Below are 20,502 nucleotides of genomic sequence, written 5' to 3' on the forward strand. Positions count from 1 at the left end.
CATGCCTGTTGCTGAGTCAATGCACATCGAAAATCCGTGTACAACAGAAAATCGGTGAATCCAGTGTTTTGAGCGCGAAAAACCCAGGATTGGCGCCAATCCTGGGTCTCGCATGTAGCCGGAACTGTCGAACGCCTGCACAGAGGACACGGAGGACACAGAGGAGGTTTTGCTTTTCCTCCGTGTCCTCCGTGCCCCCTGTGAGAGACAGAACGAGACGAGGGGCGCACCGGGAATCCGGCGCGCCCCTCGTCTTTCGATCTCCCTGCCGGCTCAGCTGCTGTAGGGATGATTCTTCGCGTAGTTGTACGCGGTCCACGCGCTGATCACATGGCACACCCATCCCAGCAGGCCGCCGGAGCCGATCCACAGGCCGGGGGTGACGATGAACCAGAAGATGGCGCGCAGGATCTTGCCGTTGTACAGCTGCCCCAGACCGGGGATCAGCAGGCTCAGGACCGCGGCCGTGCCGGGATTACGATAGCTCGCCATCGTTTCGAAACTCGGGTCGGGGGACAGTCGGGATTGTCGGACGAGAGTCTCTACGGCGGCGCGCGACGGAAGTTTCAGTCTATTTCAGAAACGACAAAAGAAATGTCTCACGCAGGGTTAGCAGGGTAAGCAGTAAACTGCGGTTCAACTGCTGACCCTGCTAACTCTGCGTGAGACTTTCTGTTATCAATCCCAGTCCCCCTCGAGATACGTGTACCCGTCGAGCCCGGCTACGTAGTCGGCGATGAAGGTGTTGGCCTCGGAGCGCTTCAGCCGGGCGTTCTGCACCTTGCGGCGGAAGGTGGCGACGAGGTCGGGGGCGTTGAACTGCACGTAGTTCAGCACCTCGGTCACCGTGTCGCCGTGCACCATGTCGCCGATCTCGTAGCCGTCTTCCGTCAGCCGCACGTGCACGGCGTTGGTGTCGCCGAACAGGTTGTGCAGGTCGCCCAGGATCTCCTGGTAGGCGCCGGTCAGGAAGATCCCCAGGATGTACGGCTGCGTGTGGTCGAAGGGGTGCAGCTCCAGGCTGGGCTTGGCCTTACGCCATCCGGTGAAGTGGTCGATCTTGCCGTCGCTGTCGCAGGTCATGTCCTGCAGCGTGCCGCGCCGCGTGGGCTCCTCGTCCAGCCGGTGGATGGGCATGATGGGGAAGAGCTGGTCGATGGCCCACGAGTCCGGCAGCGACTGGAAAAGCGAGAAGTTGCAGAAGTAGCGGTCGATCAGCACCGCCTCCAGCTCGGGGAGGATGTCCTCGTACTCCTCCGGGTCCTGCGCGGCCAGGACCGCCACGCGGTTCATGATCGCCAGCCAGAAGCGCTCGGCCGCCGCGCGCTCGCGCAGCGTCATCGCCCCCGAGTTGAAGTGGCTCTGCGTCTGCTCCTTGGCGAACGCGGCGTCGTGGTACACCTCGCGCAGGTTGCGGTGGTCCGCCTCGCGGTACGTCGCGGCCAGCTCCTGCACCAGCGGGTGGTCGTCCTCCGTCACCTCGCCCAGCGCGTCGGGCGCCTGCGTCTCCAGGTCGATCACGTTGATCAGCAGCAGCGCGTGGTGCGCCGTCAGCGCGCGCCCGCTCTCGCTGATCACGTGCGGCATCGGCACCTCGTTCTCGCGCGCCGCCTCGGCCAGCGAGTAGATGATGTCGTTGGCGTACTCCTGGATGGAGTAGTTCACGCTCCCCGCATGGACGGAGCGCGAGCCGTCGTAGTCGACACCAAGTCCTCCTCCGACGTCGACGTACTGCACGTCCACGCCCAGCTGGCGCAGCTCCACGTAGTACCGCGCCACCTCCGCCATCCCCAGCTTGATGTTGCGGATGTCGGGGATCTGCGAGCCCAGGTGGAAGTGGATCAGCTTGAGGATCTCCGTCTTTCCCGCGGCCTCGAGCTTGTCCAGCACCTTCACCAGCTGCGCGGAGTTCAGGCCGAACTTGCTCTTCTCCCCCGCGCTCTCGCTCCACTTCCCGGCGCCGGCGGTGGAGAGCTTGATGCGGATGCCCACCGTGGGCTCCATCTCCATCTCCCCGGCCACGCGCAGGATGGTGTCGACCTCGCTGATCTTCTCGATCACGATCAGCACCGTGTGGCCCAGGCGCTGGCCCATCAGCGCCAGGCGGACGTACTCTTCGTCCTTGTAGCCGTTGCACACGATCAGGTGGTCGGTGCGCTCGCTCAGCGCGAGGACCGCCATCAGCTCCGGCTTGCTCCCCACCTCCAGCCCCACGCCGTAGGGCCGCCCGTACTCGGCGATCTCCTCCACCACGTGGCGCTGCTGGTTGACCTTGATGGGGTAGACGGTGGTGTACGCGCCGTCGTAGCCGAACTCGGTGATCGCGTTGCCGAACTTCTCGGCCAGCGTGGCCACGCGCGTGCGCAGGATGTCGGAAAAGCGCAGCAGCAGCGGGAGCCCCACGCCCTGCGCCTCCATGTCGCACGCCAGCTCGTACAGGTCGATCCCGCGCGACTTGTCCTTGGTGGGGTGCACGGTCACGTGCCCCCGGTCGTTCACATCGAAGTACCCGATCCCCCACCCCTCGATGTTGTAGAGCTCGCGGGACTCCTCGATGGTCCACTTCCTGGCGATGGCGCCCTCCTGCCCGGCCGGCGTAACTGGTTTCGGAAGGCGGTGATAATGCGCGTCGTGCGCGCCGTGCGAAAGAGCAGGGGACAGGGGACAGATGGGGATTGATGCGGTACGAGAACGAAGCGGCGCACCGGAAGGACCGGTGCGCCGCTGATGCTGATTGCGCGGGAGAGTATCTGCCGCGCCGATCAGTCGCGCTGCGCGGCGGCCGACGCGCCGGCGGAGGGCGGCGGAAGCTCCACGCGCTCCCACTCCTCGTGGCGGAAGCTGGGCCCCACCATCGTCCCCACCAGCGCGCCCAGGAGGCCGCCCTCGGCGGTGAAGGCGCCCAGCGCGTTGAGGTCGCCCTTCCCCGCGGCCTCGCCGGCCACGAACCCGAGCGCCAGCCCGGCCGCCAGCCCGTACAGCGCGCCGCGGCGCATGGCCGGGCCGCGCGTGGCGCGGTTCGCCGAACGGTACACCTCGCGCACGTTGCTGCGGAGCACGCCCACGTTGGCGCCGCGCGCGGCCACCGTCACCGTGTCCATGCCGAGCTTCGCGAGCGTGCCGGTGTAGCTCCCCGACACCGACACCAGGCGGATGGGGTCGCCCACCGACAGGGGGCGCACGGGGGTGGACGGCGCGTCGGCGGCCTGGGCGCGCGCGAGGGTGGGCGCCGCCGCGGCGGCAAGGACGAGCGCGGCCAGCGCGCGCAGCGCACGAGAGGTCTTCATTTCAGTCCCGCGATGATGTGTTGCGATGCGCGGCCGGCCGATGCGGCGCCGCGGAGTTCATCGCCACCTGTTGAAAAGGGGATGCCGTCAACGTTACGGAAACATATGATCTAGCGCAACCCCTTGTCCAGCCGCTACTTGGCGCGAATCTCCAGTCGCTCGGATCAGGGCGATCGGCGGGCGGAGGTCTCGCAGAATGACAGACGGAGAGGGAGGATGCCCGGGTGGCCGCGGCGTCCGGGAACGCGAACGGCGCCCGCGGGGAATCGTTTCCCCGCGGGCGCCGTCTCACATCTCCGTGACGCTCGTCTACAGCCCGAACACCGCGCGCAGGTCCCAGGGGCCCGGGATGGGCGAGGGGGTGGCGGGCTCGAGCACCACCAGGCGCCGGTCGGCCTTGGCGATGCGCCCCACCACGAACGGCACCGGCTCGTCCTTCACCATCGCCTGCCTCCCGGGTTTGTGCGGTTGTCCGCCCCCGCGCGCCAGCACGCCCACGCGCCGCACGTGGGCGCGGCGCTCGCGGAGGGTGCGGGTGCTTCGCGGCATTGAACTGATAGTCCTGGGTCCTAAGTCCTAAGTCCTAAGTAGATCTGTCCGGCGCTGTCCTTTCGCCACAAAGTCCGCCGTGCAGCACTGACGACCTGGGACTCAGGACTTGGGACTTGGGACTTAGGACTTTCTGTTTCAGTACTTCCGGATCACGCCGACCACGATCCCCTGGATCATCACGCGCTCGGCGGGATAGAACATCGCCTGCATCGTCGGGTTGGCGGGCTGCAGCCGCACCCGGCCGGCGCCTTCGCGGTAGAACTTCTTCACCGTGGCCGCCTCGCCGTCGATCAGCGCCACCACCATCTCGCCGTTCTCCGCCGTCTGGCGCGAGTTGACGATGATGTAGTCGCCGTCGCGGATCTGCTCGTCGATCATCGACTCGCCCTTGACCCGCAGCACGTAGTTGTTCCCCCGGCGAACCATGTCGTGTGGCACCGCGACGGTCTCCCGTTCCTGCTCGGAGAAGGTGTCCAGTGGCAGGCCGGCCGCCACCGTGCCCCAGAGCTCGAGCTCGACCGCCAGCGAGTTGGGGTCGGTGCGCACCACCTCCAGCGAGCGGCTCTTGTTGTAGTTCTTCCGGAGAAAGCCCTTCTGCTCCAGATTGGTGAGGTGCTCGTGGACGGTCGCCAGCGAGGAGTAGTTGAACGCGTTCGCGATCTCCTCGTAGCTGGGCGAATAGCCGTAGCTGTCCACGAAGCTCTCGACGTAGTCCAGGATCTGCCGCTGCTTCTTGGTGAGCGCCATTGCGCGTCTCCGGTCTGCTTCAGGGTTCGCTTCCGAACAGCCGCCGAAGCAATACTAACCGAAGGTAGACCGAAGCGCAAGTAAAACGTACAAGGCTTTGAGCGAAAACATTCTGCAGCGCATCGTGGATGTCAAACACGCCGAGGTCCGCGCCCTCCGGGAGCGGGCCTCGGAGCTTCGTGGGCGTGCATCCGATGCCTCTCCGACGCGCGGTTTTGCCGCCGCATTGCGCCGCCCGGACGAGGTGCGCCTCCTGGCCGAGGTCAAGCGCCGCTCGCCCTCCGCGGGCGAGATCCGGCCGGGCGCGGACCCCGTCGACGTGGCCCGTGCGTACCGCGAGGGTGGCGCGGCGGCGCTCTCGGTGCTCACCGACCGCGACTTCTTCGGCGGCGAGCTGGATTTCCTCGTCCGCGTGCGCGACGCCGTCGACCTCCCCGTGCTGCGCAAGGACTTCGTCGTCGACCCGCTGCAGCTGTGGGAGGCGCGCGCGGCCGGGGCGGACGCGGTGCTCCTCATCGTCCGCATCCTCTCCGACGCGCAGATGGCGGAGCTGCTGGGGCTCGCGGCGGAGCTGGGGATGGACGCGCTGGTCGAGGTCCACACGGCGGGGGAGATGGAGCGCGCGCTGGCGGCGGGGTCGATGCTCGTCGGCATCAACAACCGCGACCTGTCGACCTTCGTCACCGATCTGGAGCTTTCCATCTCCTTGGCGCGCAATGTCTCGCCGGAGGTGACGCTGGTGGCGGAGAGCGGGATCCGCACGGCGGCGGACGTGGACCGGCTGGGCGCGGCGGGGTTCGACGCCATCCTCGTCGGCGAGTCGCTGATGCGGCAGCCGGACCTCCGCGCCGCGGCGGCCGCGCTGGTGGGGCGGGGGAAGTCTCCGCGCGCGGTGGAGGGATGATGCAAAACGAACGGATGTCATTCCGAGCGGAGCCGCCGCGCCGTGCTTTCAGCTGCGCCGATGGTCGGCGGCTCCCGAGGAATCTATGCTCCGTTGACGAGCGAAAGGCGGCCGTTCGCGCGAATGCAAGCCATAGATTCCTCGGGCTGCAACCATCCGCGTGGACGCGGTGTCGGTCTGGCCGCCCTCGGAATGACATAGCTCCTGTCGTACGTAACTTCGCGTCCGTGCGTGTGGAGGAGTCGCCATGACGCGCGAATGGCCGCCGGCGGTGAAGGTTTGCGGGCTGATGCGGCACGAGGATGCGGTCGTGGCCGCGGAGGCGGGGGCGCGCTACCTGGGGGCGATCCTGGCGCCGGGGTACCGGCGTACGGTGACGCCGGAGGCCGCTGCCGTTATCTTCGAGGGCCTCCCCGCCCAGCGCGCAGGCGTCTTCGTCAACGCGGCCGCGGACGAGCTCCGCCGCGCCGCGGAGGCCGCGCGCCTGGACGTGCTGCAGCTGCACGGCGACGAATCTCCCGATCTTGCCGCGGCTCTGCGGGGCGAGGGATTCACGGTGTGGAAGGCGATCCGGCCGCGCTCGGGTGACGAGTTCGCCGAGGCGGCCGTCCTCTATGCGGGCTCGGTGGACGCGCTGCTGATCGACGGGTTCAGCGCGGACGCGCGCGGCGGCACGGGGACGGCGTTCCCCTGGCGCGAGGTGGCGGAGCGCATCGCCGCGCTGGGGCTGGACGTCGCCATCGTGGCCGCGGGAGGGCTGCGGCCGGAGAACGTCGCCGAGGCCGCCTCCATCCTCCGCCCCGACGTGGTGGACGTGAGCTCGGGGGTGGAGAGCGCCGTGGGGATCAAGGACGCGGAGGCGGTGCGGGCGTTCGCCGCGGCAGTGCGCGGGCTCGCCCCGTCCTGAAATCTGTTTGCACGAAGAACCATGACCTTGCTGGAAGATTCGGTTTCCGCCGCGGTGGACGAGGCGGAGCGCACGGGCCGCTTCGGCGCGTTCGGCGGGCGGTTCGTCCCCGAGACGCTGATCGCCGCGCTCGACGAGCTGACGCGCGTGTACGCCGGCGCGCGGGCCGATCCCGCGTTCTGGGACGAGCTGGGCGCGCTCTGGCGCGACTTCGTGGGCCGGCCGACGCCGCTCTATCGCGCGCGCCGCCTGGGCGAGGCGTGCGGCGGGATCGACGTCTTCCTGAAGCGCGAGGACCTGAACCACACCGGCGCGCACAAGATCAACAACTCGCTGGGCCAGGTGCTGCTGGCGCGGCGGATGGGGAAGGAGCGCATCATCGCCGAGACGGGCGCCGGCCAGCACGGCGTGGCAACCGCGACGGCGTGCGCACTCTTCGGCCTGCGCTGCATCGTCTACATGGGCGAGGAGGACGTCCGCCGGCAGGCGCTGAACGTCTACCGCATGAACCTGCTCGGCGCCGAGGTGCGCCCCGTTGGCAGCGGCACGCGGACGCTCAAGGACGCGACCAACGAGGCCATCCGCGACTGGGTGACCAACGTCGGCGACACGCACTACATCATCGGCTCGGTCGTCGGCCCCGACCCGTATCCCCGCATGGTGCGCGACTTCCAGTCGGTGATCGGCCGCGAGGCGCGCGAGCAGGTGCAGGCGGTCGAGGGCCGCCTCCCGGCCGCCGTCGTGGCCTGCGTGGGCGGGGGATCGAACGCCATCGGCATGTTCCACCCCTTCGTCGGCGACGAGGGTGTGGAGCTGGTCGGCGTGGAGGCGGCGGGCGAGGGCGTGGACAGCGGCCGCCACGCCGCCACGCTGACGCTGGGGAAGCCGGGCGTGCTGCACGGCTGCCTCTCCTATCTCCTGCAGGACGAGCACGGGCAGGTGGCGCCGGCGCACTCCGTTTCCGCGGGGCTCGACTACCCCGGCGTGGGGCCCGAGCACTCGTTCCTGAAGGAGAGCGGCCGCGCGCGCTACACCTCGGTGACCGACGCGGAGGCGCTGGACGCGTTCGAGCGGCTGGCGCGGCTGGAGGGGATCATTCCCGCGCTGGAATCGGCGCACGCCATCGCCTTCCTGCTGCGCGAGGGCGCGCGGTGGAAGGATCGCGGCCCGGTGGTCGTCTGCCTCTCCGGTCGCGGGGACAAGGACGTGGCGCAGGTGGCGGAGATGAACGGATAGTGCCAAGTGCCCAGTGCCCAGTGGGAGCAGCGGGCGAGCCAGGCGTCGTCCAGCCGCTTTTCACTTGGCACTGGGCACTTGGCACTGGGCACTGGGCACTTTCGGGGACGAAACCGTTGTGAGAAATCAGTTCAGCCGTTAAGCTGTCGTCTGCTACCCCCACAAGTCGAGTCCCGCCGCCCCTGATGACGGATTCCGCCACGCAGACCCTGTCCCACGCACCCGCGGCCGGGCGCGCGCCCGAGCCGGCCGAGGTGCGCGCGCAGGTGCAGGACGCCGTGCGCGGGCTGACCAAGGCGTGGCGCACCTACCTGCTGTACGAGGGCCGCAGCCCCGCGCTCGACCGCATCGTCGACGGGCTGCGCGAGTCGCTGCGGCAGATGTTCACGCGCATCCCCTTCTTCACCCTTTCCGTCGAGGAGCGCGAGCTCCTGTGGGAGGGCGTGCCCGTCTACCAGGGCGACGACGGCGACCGGCCGCTGGGCGGGCCGGCCACCTCGCGCGAGAACCTGGCGTTCACGCTGTACCGCGACGGGCTGCGCGAGCTCTCCTTCCACCACGGCGTGGAGCGCGAGGAGCTCGACGCGCTGCTGGAGATCCTGGCCCGCGTCACCCGCCTGCGCGGCGAGGAGCAGGACGATCTCCTCACGCTCCTCTGGGACCACGACTGGTACCATCTCCGCTACCGCTACGTCGAAGGCCTTCCCGACGGCACCGTCCTTCCCGCGCCCAGCGGCGAGGAGCCGCAGCCGGCCGAGCAGGCACCGCGCGAGGAGGTGCAGCTCGTCTCCACCGTCAGCCCCGACGACTTCCGCGGCGCGCTGTACTTCCTGGACAGCGACGAGCTGCGGCGGCTGGAGCTGGAGCTGGAGCGCGAGATGCGCCGCGACCTGTGGACGGACGTGCTGAACGCGCTGTTCGACCGCATCGAGGACGGCGGCGCGCTGCGGCAGGAACAGATCGTGGGGATCCTGGGCGACCTCCTTCCCATGCTCCTGGGCGCGGGGAGGCTCGACACCGCGGGGCTGATCCTGGGCGAGCTGGTGAAGATCGCCACCGGCGGACAGCGCCTTCCCGCGCCGGTGATGCGCGAGCTGCGCTCCCTCTTCGAGCAGCTGGCCGATTCCGCCACCGTGGCCGAGCTGGTGCGCACGGTGGAGGAGAGCGGCGCGGCGGTCAGCGAGGCCTCGCTGGGGACGCTCCTCTCCTATTTCCCCCCCGACGCGCTGGGGCCGCTGCTGAAGGCCGCGGAGACGAGCGCGAGCCCGGCCGTGCGCCGCACCGTGCAGGCCGCCGCCGAGCGCCTGGCCGGCTCCGCGCGCGAGCACGTCACCCGGCTGGTGGGCGACCAGGATTCCGCCGTGGCCGCGGGCGCCGCGCGGCTCATCGGCCGGCTGCGCATCGCCACGGCGGCGGGGGAAGTCGCGAGATTGCTCCGCCGCACCGAGGCGGCCACGCGGCTGGCGGCGGTCGAGGCGCTGCAGGAGCTGCGCTCGCCGATGGCCAGCGAGGCGCTGCAGGGCGCGCTGGAGGACGCCGACGGCAAGGTGCGCGTGGCCGCGGCCCGCGCCCTCTCCGACCTGCGCTACGCGCCCGCGAAGGCCACGCTCGAGGCGGCGCTCGACAGCAAGCGCCTGCGCGAGTCGGAGCTGACCGAGCGCATCGCCTTCTTCGAGGCGTACGGCGGGCTGGCCGGCGCCGAGGGGGTGCCCCTGCTGGAGAAGATCCTGAACGGAAAGAGCTGGCTGGGCCGCCGCGAATCTCCCGAGATCCGGGCCTGCGCGGCGCTGGGGCTGGGGAAGATCCGCCATCCCGCGGCCGAGAAGGCGCTGAACTCCGCCTCGGCCGACGCCGACCCCGTGGTGCGCAGCGCCGTGGGGCGCGCGCTGAAGGCGGTGCGCCAGTGAGCGACGTGCTGACCCACCCCGCCGAGGCGCCCCGCTCGCAGCAGCCTTCGCCCGTCCTCACCGCGCACGACCGCGACCTGCAGCGCCGCGGCCGCGACCTGGTGTTCGCGCTGGCCGGGGCGCTGCGCGCGCTGCAGCTCTATCCCCTCGAGAACCAGGCGGTGGTCGAGGCGCTGGCCGGGCTCGAGGCCGCCGCGCAGGCCGTCCTCGGTCACGAGGACGAGATCGTCATCCGCTACGTGGGCGACTTCTTCTTCGTCAACGACGTGCGCCTGCGGCAGGACCTCGCGAGCTACGCGACGTATGGGCAGGTCGGCCGCGCGCTGCACCGGCACCGCATCGGCCAGCTGGAGGTGTTCCGCGGCGTGGAGCGCGGTGAGTGGACGGCGCTGCTCTCGCTGGTCAATGCCGAGCCCGACGAGGAGAACCCGTTCGGCGACTTCTTCGACCGGCTGGGCCGCACCGCCGTCCTCCACCTGGCCGTCGGCCCCGACCGCGAGGGCGAGCCGGACCCCACGGGCGACAAGGCGCGGCAGCTGGCCAAGCGGACGTACGCGCAGACCGTGGCCGTGGCGCGCGAGGCGATGACGGGCTTGAGGATGGGAAAGGGCGTCACGCTGCGCCCTGTGAAGCGCGCGGTGCAGGCCATCGTCGACCAGGTGCTGACCAACGAGGCCTCCATCGTGGGCCTGACCACGCTGCGCGACTACGACGAGTACACGTTCACGCACTCGGTGAACGTCTGCATCTTCTCCGTGGCGCTGGGGAAGAAGCTGGGGTTCGACAAGCACGAGCTGTACGAGCTGGGGCTCGGCGCGCTGCTGCACGACGTGGGGAAGGTGCGGATGCCGCTGGAGCTGATCAACAAGGAGGGGCCGCTGACCGCCGAGGAGTTCCCGGTGATGCAGCAGCATCCGGCCGAGGGGCTGCTGTCGCTCTTCGAGATGCGCGGGCTCTCCGAGGTGCCGCTGCGGGCGATGCTGATCGCGTACGAGCACCACATGAAGATCGACCAGACGGGCTACCCGCAGTCCATCCGCCGGCGCGACCCCACGCTGTTCGGGCGGATCGTGGCGGTGGCGGACGGCTTCGACGCGGCGACGACGAAGCGCAGCTACCAGGCCCAGCCGTGGACGCCCGACCGCGTGCTGAAGGAGATGCGCGACAATCCCTCGCGCGGATTCGACCCGCTGGTGGTGAAGGCGTTCATCTCCATGACGGGGATCTACCCGGTGGGGAGCGCGGTCATCCTGGACACCTACGAGCTGGCCGTCGTGGTGCAGGCCAATCCCAATCCCGAGGCGCTGCACCAGCCCATCGTGCGGGTGGTGTTCGACTCGCTGGGAGTCCCCGTCCATCCCCCGCGCACGCTGGACCTCTCCGAGACCGACGCCGACGGGCGGCCGCGGCACAGCATCATCAAGACCACGGACCCGGAGCGGTACGGGATCAATGTCAGTGATTACTTCGTCTGAGATCATGGGCGTCGCGCGGGCATTCAAGACGGGGCGCGCGGCGCTGGTGCCGTACGTGACGGCCGGGCATCCCTCGCCCGGGGCGACGCTCGGCGTGCTGCGGATGCTGGCGGAGGAAGGCGCGGACGTGATCGAGCTGGGCGTGCCCTTCAGCGACCCGCTGGCGGACGGGCCCACGATCCAGCGCTCGTCGTTCCGCGCCATCGAGCAGGGCGCCGACCTGCCGTGGACGCTCTCCGTGCTCGCCGACTTCCGGCGCGGGCACGACACGCCCGTCGTCCTCTTCACCTATCTCAACCCCGTCCTGCACTACGGCCTGGAGCGCTTCCTGGACGATGCGGTCGCGGCCGGCGCGGACGGGGTGCTGCTGACCGACCTCCCCGTGGGCGCCGACCCGGCGATCGAGCGGGCGGTGGACGACTCCGGCCTCGACCTCATTCGCTTGATTGCGCCGACGACGACACCCGAGCGGGTGCGCGAGATCGCGCGGGCGGCGCGCGGGTTCCTGTACTACGTCTCGCGCACGGGGGTGACGGGCGCGCAGCAGGACCTGTCCGCCGGGCTGGCGCGCGAGGTGGCCGAGGTACGCGCGGTGACGGACGTGCCCGTGGCGGTCGGCTTCGGCATCTCCACGCCGGAGCAGGCGGCCGAGGTCGCGCGCATCGCCGACGGCGTGGTGGTCGGCAGCGCGCTGGTCGACGCGCTCGAGAAGGGCGGGGTGGAGGCCGGCCGCGCCTTCGTCCGCGCCCTCCGCGCCGCCGTGGACTCGGCCGCTAGCTGACCGCGGCTGGGGCGATCGACGTCCGCTCTATCGGACCGGCCGCCATCCCGCCACTGACGTCGCTGCAGCACGGAACTGACCCCGTAAGAGTGATCGGCACCCGACCGATCGCACCGTCGGCCGATACCGCGCTGACGTCATCCTGAGGCCGGCCAGACCAGAATCGCGACTTCACCGAAGCTCGCAGGCCGAAGGATCTATAGCCTGTTGCGGCAGAGAGTTACGGAATCGAGCGAAAGTTGATTCTTGGTATCGTTGCGGGTGCCAAGCTATCGCTCGAACGCGATTATAGATCCTTCGGGCACCCCGACATCTTCGCGGTGGATGGTTCGGCGCAGCGCCCTCAGGATGACGTCGAGTGGGGTGATGCGCGAGGTTTCGAACTCAATCCGCGGTGATGTCCGTGCGGGTGTCCAAGCTCTCGCTCGAACGCCGATGATAGATCCTTCGGGCGCCCGACATCTCCGCGGTGGATGGGTTGGCGCATCGCCCTCAGGATGACGTCTCTGTCTCGCGTCAAACGGTTCGACGTGATCATCAGGACGATGCCCTTCGTCCAACCTGCGGCGGGATACCAGGCCAGCATCGAAACGTCCGCATCCGGACACTGGCCGCGGCGGCGCCGCATCCCCATCTTCCCAATCCACAACGCCATCCCACCCGCACGTCCTTCTTCCCGGGATGATGCTCCCCGACGGTGAGACCCGGCTTGTCCACACGCGCTGAACCCGCGCCGCGGCTGTCGCCGCTGCTGGAGGCGGTGCTGCGCTCGTACGCCCGCGCGCTGATGTGGGCGGGCGGCGCGATCGTCGTGGCCGCGCTGCTGCGCTGGCCGCCGTCGCCCACCGGGTACCTGGCCGCGGTCGGGGCGTCGCTGGCGGTCGCGGGGCTGCGCTACGGCGCGGTGCCGCTCAGCAAGTTCGCTTACATCACCATGACGGTGGTGCCGGTGGGCGCGCTGACGCTGCTGGGCCAGCCCACCGCCGCGCTGATCGCCGCCGCGCTGGGCACGCTGCTGGGCGACATCGCGCGCGGGAAGCAGGCGCTGGCGGCGGGGATCAACGCCGGCCGCGAGGTCGTCTCCGCCGCCGGGGCGGCCGGGGTGTACGCGGGGATCGCCGCGTGGACGCACGATCCCGTCACGGCCGGCGCGGGCGCGGGGCCGCTCGGCATCAACGCCATCCCCGCGCTGGCGTTCTTCTTCCTCGCGTACTTCGCCTTCAGCCGCGGCCTCTTCTACTTCTCCCTGATCGTCCGCGGCAAGCTGACCAAGGCGGAGTGGATGGTCATCCTCCGCTACGAGTTCGTCTCCGCCGGGCTGGGCGCCATCGCCACGCTGCTGGTGACGGCCGCGTTCTGGTACGCCGCCGAGGGGTTCGGCTGGCTGCTGATCCTCATCCCCCTGGTCGTCGTGGGGATCCTGGCGCGCGCGCTGATCGTGGAGGCCATCGCCAGCGAGGAGCTGCGCAAGGTGGTGGCGATGGAAGCCGTGATCGCCGCCGGGATGCCGCTGGGCGAGAGCCTGGTCCAGATCGAGCAGCTGGCCGCGCGGCTGGTGGAGTGGACGCGCCTGAAGATCTACACCGGCCAGCCGGGGAGCCTGAGCGCCATCTATCCCCCTGTCCGTGATGGAGATGAGCGGCTGGAGATCGACGGCCTGCGCGACGCCGCGCTGAAAAGCGATGCCCCCGTGGTGGTCGACGACGCGCGCCGCGACTCGCGCGTCCCCGGCGGGGGCGAGGGGGACGGTCCGCGGTCCATCGTGCTGCAGCCGCTGCGCTACGGGACGCTGACGCTGGGCGTGCTGGAGCTGGCGCATCACCGCCCGCGGGCATACGGCGCCGGCGAGGTGCGGCTGATCGAGCGCTTCGGGCGGCAGGTGGCGCTGGCGCTGCAGCTGGACTCGCTGGTGCGGCCGATGACCACCAGCGCGGCGGAGATGGAGGGGCAGCTGCGCGCGCTCGGCGGCCGCTTGGCCGAGCTGCGCGAGAGCGGGCACGGCGTGGCCGGCTATGCGGCCGAGATCCGCCGGCGGATCGACGACCAGTCGCGCCGCACGGCCCGCGGGCTGGAGGCCACGGAGGCGCTCGCCGCCGCCGCCGAGGCCATCGCGCGCGACGCGGGCGAGGCGGCGCGCGCCGGCAGCAGCGCGGGGGTGCTGGCCAGCGAGAACCGCGCGGCCATGCGCGAGGCCATCGAGCGCCTGGTGGAGCTGCGCGACTTCGTGGACGGCGAGGCGCGCGAGCTCCAGGCGCTGGCGCGCGCGTCGGACCGCATCTCCGACCTGGTCGCCACCATCCACGACATCGCCGAGCAGACGAATCTCCTCGCGCTGAACGCCGCGATCGAGGCCAGCCGCGCGGGCGAGCACGGGCGGGGCTTCGCCGTGGTGGCCGAGGAGGTGCGCAAGCTGGCCGACAGCAGCGGCCGCGCGGCGCAGAAGGCGGGGGAGATGGTGGACGGCGTGCGCGCGCAGATGGGCGCCGCGCTGGAGCGGATGCAGCTGGGCGCGGCGCGCGTGGCCAACGTGGGCGAGCTGTCGCGCACCGCGCTGGAGTCGGTGGACCGCATCGTCGGCGCCGCCGCGGGATCGGCGGAGGTGACGAGCCGCATGGCCGAGCGCGCGACGGAGCAGCAGGCGCGCGTCGGGGGCCTGCGCGACGAGATCGCCGCCGTCTCCCGCCTCGCCGCCGAGAACGGCGAGGGCACTACCCGCGTCGCCGAAGCCGCCCGCGAGCAGGCCGAGACCCTCGCCGAGATCGAGCGCGCCGCCGCCGCGCTGGGCGAGGTGTCGGGGCGGCTGAACACCTACATCGCCCGCTTCAGCGCGAGGACATGAGGGACGAATCGGGCCTCGGTACGAATCTCCCGTCGCCGCGCTCCGTACACAGTCCCGGAGGGCCAGTTTTCAATCAATTCGGCGCCGCGAGTCATCTCCCATGAAGCAGGACAGCCCCGATTTTCTGGCGTTCCAGGCCGCACTGGAGAGTTCCGACGAGCCGATTACCGAGATCGAGATTCAGGGCCGCCGGTTCATTGTCGAACCAGAGCCCGAGCCCGGCGTGATCGCACGGATGAGGTCGGCGCCGGTTTCGTTACGTTCAGCGTTCACGCAGCATTTCGACGCGCTGGAGCAGCGGCCGCCGAGCTACCCCGCCTGGCTTCCATTCATCCCCGGGCACGAGGTCACCGTCGGTGTTTGGGACAATCCCGAGATGAGCGCCGTCTCGTGGCCCGAACTGACGAACCCCGATGACGTGATCGATCCGTTGATCGCACAGTTGCGGCAGACGGGATGGACAGGAGCTGAGACGCGAACCGGGCGTGGCGATGCGCCCGCCGAATTCCTCGCGTTCGAGCGTGATGGGCACAGGTGTACGGTCATAGCTTCAAGTGCCGATGGCAATTGGGTCGTAATACTGACTGTTTATCCGAACCCCTAGGTCAGCTCCGTCAGCACCTCTCCTTCGCAGTACCCCCGGACGCGTTCCAGGCCGCTGTAGTACGATGCGCTCATCGGACTTCGACGTGGGAATCCGAGAGTCTGCACCCGTCCAATCGACGATTGCCGTGTATTCGAGCCCGGTGCCTTTAGAACCACTTTGCGTATGTCTAGAAAAGCCGCGTTCATCTCTGCCCTCGCACTTCTCGGATTCGCTCTTCTCGCAACAGGATGCGAAGAGGGCGGATCGTCCCGTACCACGTCGTCTACGTCCGCGCCGGCGGCGGTTCCATCCGTCGCGTATCCTCCTCCTGCACCGACCAACGCCCAATACCTCGAGCAGGTCGACCGAGAGTTGGAGTCGCTGAGGACGTTCGATGGCAGCAAGTATCGCTCGACCAAAGACGAGATCCAGATCGAGGTCGTGTTGTTCGGGGCTTGGGCGAATCTGGTCCACGAAGCCAGCGAATACACGCTTACCGCGTCGGAGCGGGCACGGGTCAACCAGCTGAGGGAACGGGTCGCGCAGGTACAGGCGCGTGAGTTCCCGCGGATGCGGGCCGCATGGGCACGCATCCTCGCGAATGCGATGTGGGAGCACGACATGATCGTCAGTTCAGGAGGCGAGGCGAACAGGACTTTGCGCTTGACGTCAGTGATCTTCGCATCGAACAGCAACATCGCGGAGATCCAGCGGACGGTGCACGAGCAGCTCAACCTGTTGCGTTTCAAGCGCGTGGAGTATCGCTGGTACCGGGGCGCAGACGAGTATACGTACTACAGCGTAGAGACGCCGGCGGATCGCGCAGTCCGTGAGATCACGAGCTCGGGGTGGGCAACCCAATAGGGGTCGAGTACCGGCACTCCGGGGGAACGACCGAAAGGCAGAGCAGCGGAGGATTTCTCCACTGCCCTGCCTGTTCGCGTGGCGGCGTGGTGGCTATGTGGCCTGAAGCTTCCGCCTGCTTCGAGGGATCTTGGTCCCAGCGTGACTTTGCTGGCGCTTGACCATCGGGCGGGCGAGTACTATCTGGATTGGGCCGCTCGGCCATGACTCCCATTTGTGTTGGCCGGAAATCCATCCGCTGAACAACAGGTCAGGTGGCGCACCGGCGCGCCGAATCAACACAGCGCCTTACCCTGCCTCAGGATACGGCACATGCCACGACTGCTTGCGTGCGGCTTCACGATCTCCCTCGACGGATATGGCGCGGGGCCACGCCAGTCGCGTGAGAACCCGCTCGGTGTCGGGGGCGAGGAGCTGCACGACTGGCTGGTCCACACCCGTGCCTTCAAGCGGACGCACGGCGGCGGCGACGGTGGGGATACGGGCGTCGACGACGACTTCGCGGCTCGGAGCATGGAGGGTATCGGGGCGTGGATCCTCGGCCGCAACATGTTCGGTCCGATCCGGGGGCCATGGCCCGACGAGTCCTGGCGTGGCTGGTGGGGCGCGAATCCGCCCTATCATGTGCCCGTGTTCGTCCTCACGCACCACGAGCGGCCGCCGCAGGAGATGGAAGGCGGGACGGTCTTCCACTTCGTCACCGACGGGATCGAGGCGGCGCTGGAGCGTGCGCGGGCCGCGGCCGGTCAGCTCGACGTTCGCGTGGGTGGGGGTGCTGCCACTCTTCGCCAGTACCTGCAGGCCGGCCTCGTCGACGAGATGCACCTGGCCGTGTCGCCGATCCTGCTCGGCGACGGGGAGCATCTGCTGGCGGGCCTCGACCTGCCGGCGCTCGGCTACAGGTGCACGAAGTCCGTCCCCGGTGAGAAGGCGATGCATTACATCATCACCAGGACGTAGGCGGCCCCGCGTCCTCTACCTGATGATCGGCCGCAGGGTATCGACGCCCCTGTGTCGCCCATTGGCCATTGGACGATCACTCGAACCCTGCGAGAAACATGTTCGTTGAAGCACAGATGCCCATCAACGGATCCCGGGCCGCGATCTGGGCCGCGATCACCGACATCGAGAACGCCGCGGAAACCCTAAGCGGGGTCGAAGACATCGAGGTTGTCGAAAAACCGGCGAACGGGCTCGTGGGACTAAGGTGGCGAGAGACCCGGATGCTGTTCGGCAAGCCGGCGACCGTGGAAAAGTGGATCACCGATGCGGCCGAGAACGAGTTCTACACGACCAGGGCGGAGGACAATGGATTCGTCTTCCTGACCACCATGCGGATCTCGGAGAGCAGGGGCGGAATGACGTTGACCAGTTCTCACGATTCCAGGCCTCAGGGCATGGTTGCGAGATTGATGTCGCTCCCGATGTTTCTGTTCAAGGGCGTGGCGAGAAAGGCCATCCTTCAGGACCTGAACGACATCAAGTCCGCGGTCGAACAGGAATGATCGATTGCGGGGCCGCTGATGCCGAGCGTCATGTCAGAAGGTCACACGACTCGTCGCCACACATCGGAACATGCTGCCACGGAGGCGCTGATGGAGATGGCCATCCCGATCCTCCCCGCGGACGACCTCCGCGTCGCCCGGGAGTTCTACGTCGACGGGCTGGGGTTCGCCGTGCGCTTCGAGGCGACGGAGGACGGCAGGACGGGCCTGCTCGGGCTGGCGCGCGGCACGATCCGGCTGACGATCGACGCGCCGATGAGCGGGCACGGGCGCGAGGCGTGCGTGTCGCTCGAAGTCGAGAGCGCGGACCGGTATTACGACGAATGGCGGGAGCGCGTCGCGATCCGGCGACCGCCGAAGGACGAGCCGTGGGGCGCGCGTACGTTCGACGTGCTCGATCCGTCCGGGAACACGCTGTTCATCATCGGGCCCGTATCGTGACGGATGAGAATGGCGCGCCGGCGGTTCGCGCGGGCGGAGCGATCCTTCCGCATTGCTGATCGATGAGAGTTGCGTACCGAGCAGGCGCGGCACTCCTGTTCTCTCTGACAGTGACAGCCGGCGAGCCCCGGCCGTGCACGGCGCAGGCTCCATGGCAGCCGTCGCCGGGGCATGCCCAGGTGCGGATCTGGCCGGGTGAGCCGCCCGGCGCGCGGCCAGCCGCGGGCCGAGAGGAGTCCGGGACGGTCGTGGACGACGCTGGCAAGCCGCGGCTCGTCGGCGGCAGGCCGTGGATCTATGTCGCCAAGGTCTCGCAGCCCACGATCACCGTTTACCCGCCGCAGGGAAGGAACACCGGCGCCGCGGTCGTCGTGTTCCCCGGCGGCGGCTACAACGTGCTGGCCATCGATCTCGAGGGGACTGAGGCCTGTGACTGGCTGACGTCGAAGGGAATCACGTGCGTGCTGCTGAAATACCGTGTGCCGTGCGTGAAAACAGGACCGTATCGCGATTGCGCGACCGCGTTGCAGGACGCGCAGAGGGCGGTGGGACTGGTTCGCTTCCGGGCCGCGCAGTGGCATGTCGATCCGCGCAGGATCGGCGTGCTCGGCTTTTCGGCGGGTGGGCACATGGTCGCCGCGCTGAGCACGCACTTCGAGCGTCGCCTCTACCCCGCGGTGGACGCGGCCGACCGGGTGAGCTGCCGGCCGGATTTCGCGGTGGCCCTCTATCCGGGACATCTCGCGGTCCCCGAAAGGAATTTCGCGCTGAACCCGGATATCCGGGTCACCGGCCGGACACCGCCTACTTTCCTGCTGCAGGCGCAGGACGATCCGGTGGATCCCGTGGAGAACTCGCTGGTCTACTATTCAGCGCTGAGGCGGGCCGGGGTTCCGGCGGAGATGCATGTGTATGTCAAAGGCGGGCATGCATTCGGCCTGCGCCGCACGGAATCTCGCATCACGCGATGGCCTCAACTCGTGGAGACGTGGCTCGGGGCCATCGGGATGATCTCGAATTAGCTCACGCTCTCGGCGACGACAGGCTTTTGCGCGCTCTTCGCGGATGCCGCTCCACAGGTTGCTGCCGCCGAAGATGGCGTCGGGGTTGACCATGTTCACCCGCACACCGATGGGCGCCCTCGATCGCCACGGCTCTGGGTGCCGGTGTTGAGGCGGATGAACACCTACATCGTCCGATTCAGCGCGATGGCATAGGCGCTGAATGCATCGGATCTCCCATGGAACCGGACATCGCGTGCCGTCGGACGGCACTGCTGAGACATAAAATTCTTGACGCGTAACGGTTTCTTCGCCTATCCATTTCAGAGCGCGGCTTCGTGCCCGATTTCCCGTTCGTTCCATAGCAGGTCACCATTTTCCCCAGACCGGAGGTGCGCCATGCCCGTCGAAGTCTACTCGACCGATACGGATTCCGGTGTGATTTCGGTTGTCACACCCGTGAACGGATCGTTTGAATCTGTTGCGCAGATTCCGATCGGAAACGCGCCCCGCGGGGCCGTGAAGTTCACGAAGGACGGTCGGGGATTCGTCTCGAATTGTGGTGGAGACACCGTCTCGGAGATCGACGTGCTGACTCACCGCGAAACCGCGAGGATCAAGGTCGGCCCGGCTCCGCGCGGGCTCGGAGTGGTGCCTGGAGATCGCTACGCACTGGTCTCGAACTCGGGTGCGAATACCATCTCCATCGTCGACCTGGGTTCACGACAGGAGGTGCGCCAAGTCGCGACCGGACGAGACCCACGCCACATGGCGATCAGCGCCGATGGCCGTCATGCGTATGTGGCGGTATGGGGCTCTCACTACGTGGCGAAGCTGGACCTCACCGGGCTGGCAGAGGGCAGGCCTGAGGAGGTGCGCGAGGTGGCGCGGATTCCCGTCGGGCACGACAGACATCCCTACAGCGTGGCGCTGCACCCGGCGCGCAAGGAACTCTACGTGGCGAGTACCCGCTCGAAGCTTCTCTCCATCATCGACACTACCAAGGGCGCGGTGGAGGCGGAGATCGACCTGGAGAGCGTCGGTGCGCGCGCTGTGGCATTCAGCAAGGACGGAGGGACGGCGTTCGTTACCATCGAAAACACATCGGAGGTGGTATTTGTGGATACCGTGCGGCGCAAGGTGGTAAACCGGATTCCCGTCGGCCCCGGCCCAAGAGGATTGGCGCTGGAGCCGCTGTCGAACACCCTCTACGTCAGTGCCTTCGCTCGCACCGGCGCCAGCGGCGGCCTCGCCTCGGTCCGGCCGGAGAATACCCTAACCGTGGTGAACCTGGCCCCGGTCGGGCGGTCGCTGGCCACGGCCGGTGCCGAGAAGAAGGTCAGGTACGACTTCGCGCCCGTGGCCCAAGGTTCGTGCAGCGTTGCCGTGCTCGATACCGACGGTCTCAGCGTCGAAGTGCGCTAGCTCGCTGACGCCGCCGTTTCCAGGCGCGGAAGCTCATCTCGATCT

Annotated in this window: 19 protein-coding genes; 14 read left to right on the forward strand and 5 right to left on the reverse strand. The window is 68.7% G+C overall.

All coding sequences use genetic code 11. From position 1 onward, the window contains the following. Positions 1 to 273: 273 nt before the first annotated feature. The 5 genes from VF092_14335 to lexA all read right to left on the reverse strand — a co-directional run bounded on the left by VF092_14335 (position 274) and on the right by lexA (position 4,586). Positions 274 to 492 (reverse strand): DUF5683 domain-containing protein, encoded by a 219-nt coding sequence (locus tag VF092_14335; GenBank protein HEX6748472.1) that lies wholly within the window; start codon positions 490 to 492, stop codon positions 274 to 276. A 186-nt stretch (positions 493 to 678) separates the two neighbouring features. After that, a complete protein-coding gene (speA, locus tag VF092_14340) occupies positions 679 to 2,826 on the reverse strand; it encodes a biosynthetic arginine decarboxylase (GenBank protein ID HEX6748473.1) in 2,148 nt (715 codons plus the stop codon). Continuing rightward, positions 2,763 to 3,287, reverse strand: a complete 525-nt coding sequence (locus tag VF092_14345; protein ID HEX6748474.1) for a hypothetical protein — start codon at positions 3,285 to 3,287, stop codon at positions 2,763 to 2,765. The genes speA and VF092_14345 overlap by 64 nt, the downstream gene beginning before the upstream one ends. Positions 3,288 to 3,596: 309 nt before the next feature. Further along, on the reverse strand, positions 3,597 to 3,836 hold the full coding sequence (locus VF092_14350) for a hypothetical protein (protein ID HEX6748475.1): 240 nt from the start codon (positions 3,834 to 3,836) through the stop codon (positions 3,597 to 3,599). A gap of 138 nt (positions 3,837 to 3,974) precedes the next feature. Next, positions 3,975 to 4,586 carry a transcriptional repressor LexA gene (gene lexA, locus VF092_14355; GenBank protein HEX6748476.1) on the reverse strand — a complete coding sequence of 204 codons (612 nt, stop codon included), beginning with the start codon at positions 4,584 to 4,586 and terminating at the stop codon, positions 3,975 to 3,977. A 97-nt stretch (positions 4,587 to 4,683) separates the two neighbouring features. Here lexA and trpC point away from each other — a divergent pair, with 97 nt between their 5' ends. The 14 genes from trpC (at position 4,684) to VF092_14425 (ending at position 20,457) form a co-directional block, all read left to right on the forward strand. Beyond that, a complete protein-coding gene (gene trpC / locus VF092_14360) occupies positions 4,684 to 5,490 on the forward strand; it encodes an indole-3-glycerol phosphate synthase TrpC (protein ID HEX6748477.1) in 807 nt (268 codons plus the stop codon). Positions 5,491 to 5,737: 247 nt separating this feature from the next. Continuing rightward, positions 5,738 to 6,397, forward strand: coding sequence for a phosphoribosylanthranilate isomerase (locus VF092_14365; GenBank protein ID HEX6748478.1), 660 nt, complete (start codon positions 5,738 to 5,740; stop codon positions 6,395 to 6,397). Between the two features lie 21 nt (positions 6,398 to 6,418). Further along, positions 6,419 to 7,633, forward strand: a complete 1,215-nt coding sequence (gene trpB, locus VF092_14370; GenBank protein ID HEX6748479.1) for a tryptophan synthase subunit beta — start codon at positions 6,419 to 6,421, stop codon at positions 7,631 to 7,633. A 185-nt stretch (positions 7,634 to 7,818) separates the two neighbouring features. Continuing rightward, a complete protein-coding gene (locus tag VF092_14375; protein HEX6748480.1) occupies positions 7,819 to 9,540 on the forward strand; it encodes a HEAT repeat domain-containing protein in 1,722 nt (573 codons plus the stop codon). Continuing rightward, the gene (locus VF092_14380) at positions 9,537 to 11,015 is read left to right on the forward strand and encodes an HD-GYP domain-containing protein (protein HEX6748481.1); all 1,479 of its coding nucleotides are present in this window, start codon (positions 9,537 to 9,539) and stop codon (positions 11,013 to 11,015) included. Before VF092_14375 ends, VF092_14380 begins: the two co-directional genes overlap by 4 nt. Next, complete coding sequence (gene trpA / locus VF092_14385; GenBank protein HEX6748482.1) at positions 10,999 to 11,796, forward strand: tryptophan synthase subunit alpha; 798 nt, start codon at positions 10,999 to 11,001, stop codon at positions 11,794 to 11,796. Before VF092_14380 ends, trpA begins: the two co-directional genes overlap by 17 nt. A 709-nt stretch (positions 11,797 to 12,505) precedes the next feature. Continuing rightward, complete coding sequence (locus tag VF092_14390) at positions 12,506 to 14,635, forward strand: methyl-accepting chemotaxis protein (protein ID HEX6748483.1); 2,130 nt, start codon at positions 12,506 to 12,508, stop codon at positions 14,633 to 14,635. Positions 14,636 to 14,735: 100 nt separating this feature from the next. Next, the gene (locus tag VF092_14395; GenBank protein HEX6748484.1) at positions 14,736 to 15,239 is read left to right on the forward strand and encodes a hypothetical protein; all 504 of its coding nucleotides are present in this window, start codon (positions 14,736 to 14,738) and stop codon (positions 15,237 to 15,239) included. A 354-nt stretch (positions 15,240 to 15,593) separates the two neighbouring features. Continuing rightward, positions 15,594 to 16,085, forward strand: a complete 492-nt coding sequence (locus VF092_14400; protein HEX6748485.1) for a hypothetical protein — start codon at positions 15,594 to 15,596, stop codon at positions 16,083 to 16,085. Positions 16,086 to 16,397: 312 nt separating this feature from the next. Next, positions 16,398 to 17,045, forward strand: coding sequence for a dihydrofolate reductase family protein (locus VF092_14405; protein ID HEX6748486.1), 648 nt, complete (start codon positions 16,398 to 16,400; stop codon positions 17,043 to 17,045). A 98-nt stretch (positions 17,046 to 17,143) separates the two neighbouring features. Further along, complete coding sequence (locus VF092_14410; GenBank protein HEX6748487.1) at positions 17,144 to 17,590, forward strand: SRPBCC family protein; 447 nt, start codon at positions 17,144 to 17,146, stop codon at positions 17,588 to 17,590. Between the two features lie 30 nt (positions 17,591 to 17,620). Further along, on the forward strand, positions 17,621 to 18,031 hold the full coding sequence (locus tag VF092_14415) for a glyoxalase superfamily protein (GenBank protein HEX6748488.1): 411 nt from the start codon (positions 17,621 to 17,623) through the stop codon (positions 18,029 to 18,031). A 248-nt stretch (positions 18,032 to 18,279) separates the two neighbouring features. Next, positions 18,280 to 19,053 carry an alpha/beta hydrolase gene (locus tag VF092_14420; protein HEX6748489.1) on the forward strand — a complete coding sequence of 258 codons (774 nt, stop codon included), beginning with the start codon at positions 18,280 to 18,282 and terminating at the stop codon, positions 19,051 to 19,053. Between the two features lie 378 nt (positions 19,054 to 19,431). Next, positions 19,432 to 20,457, forward strand: coding sequence for a beta-propeller fold lactonase family protein (locus tag VF092_14425; protein ID HEX6748490.1), 1,026 nt, complete (start codon positions 19,432 to 19,434; stop codon positions 20,455 to 20,457). Positions 20,458 to 20,502: the final 45 nt, after the last annotated feature.

This window comes from Longimicrobium sp. (assembly GCA_036377595.1).
GTDB lineage: Bacteria > Gemmatimonadota > Gemmatimonadetes > Longimicrobiales > Longimicrobiaceae > Longimicrobium.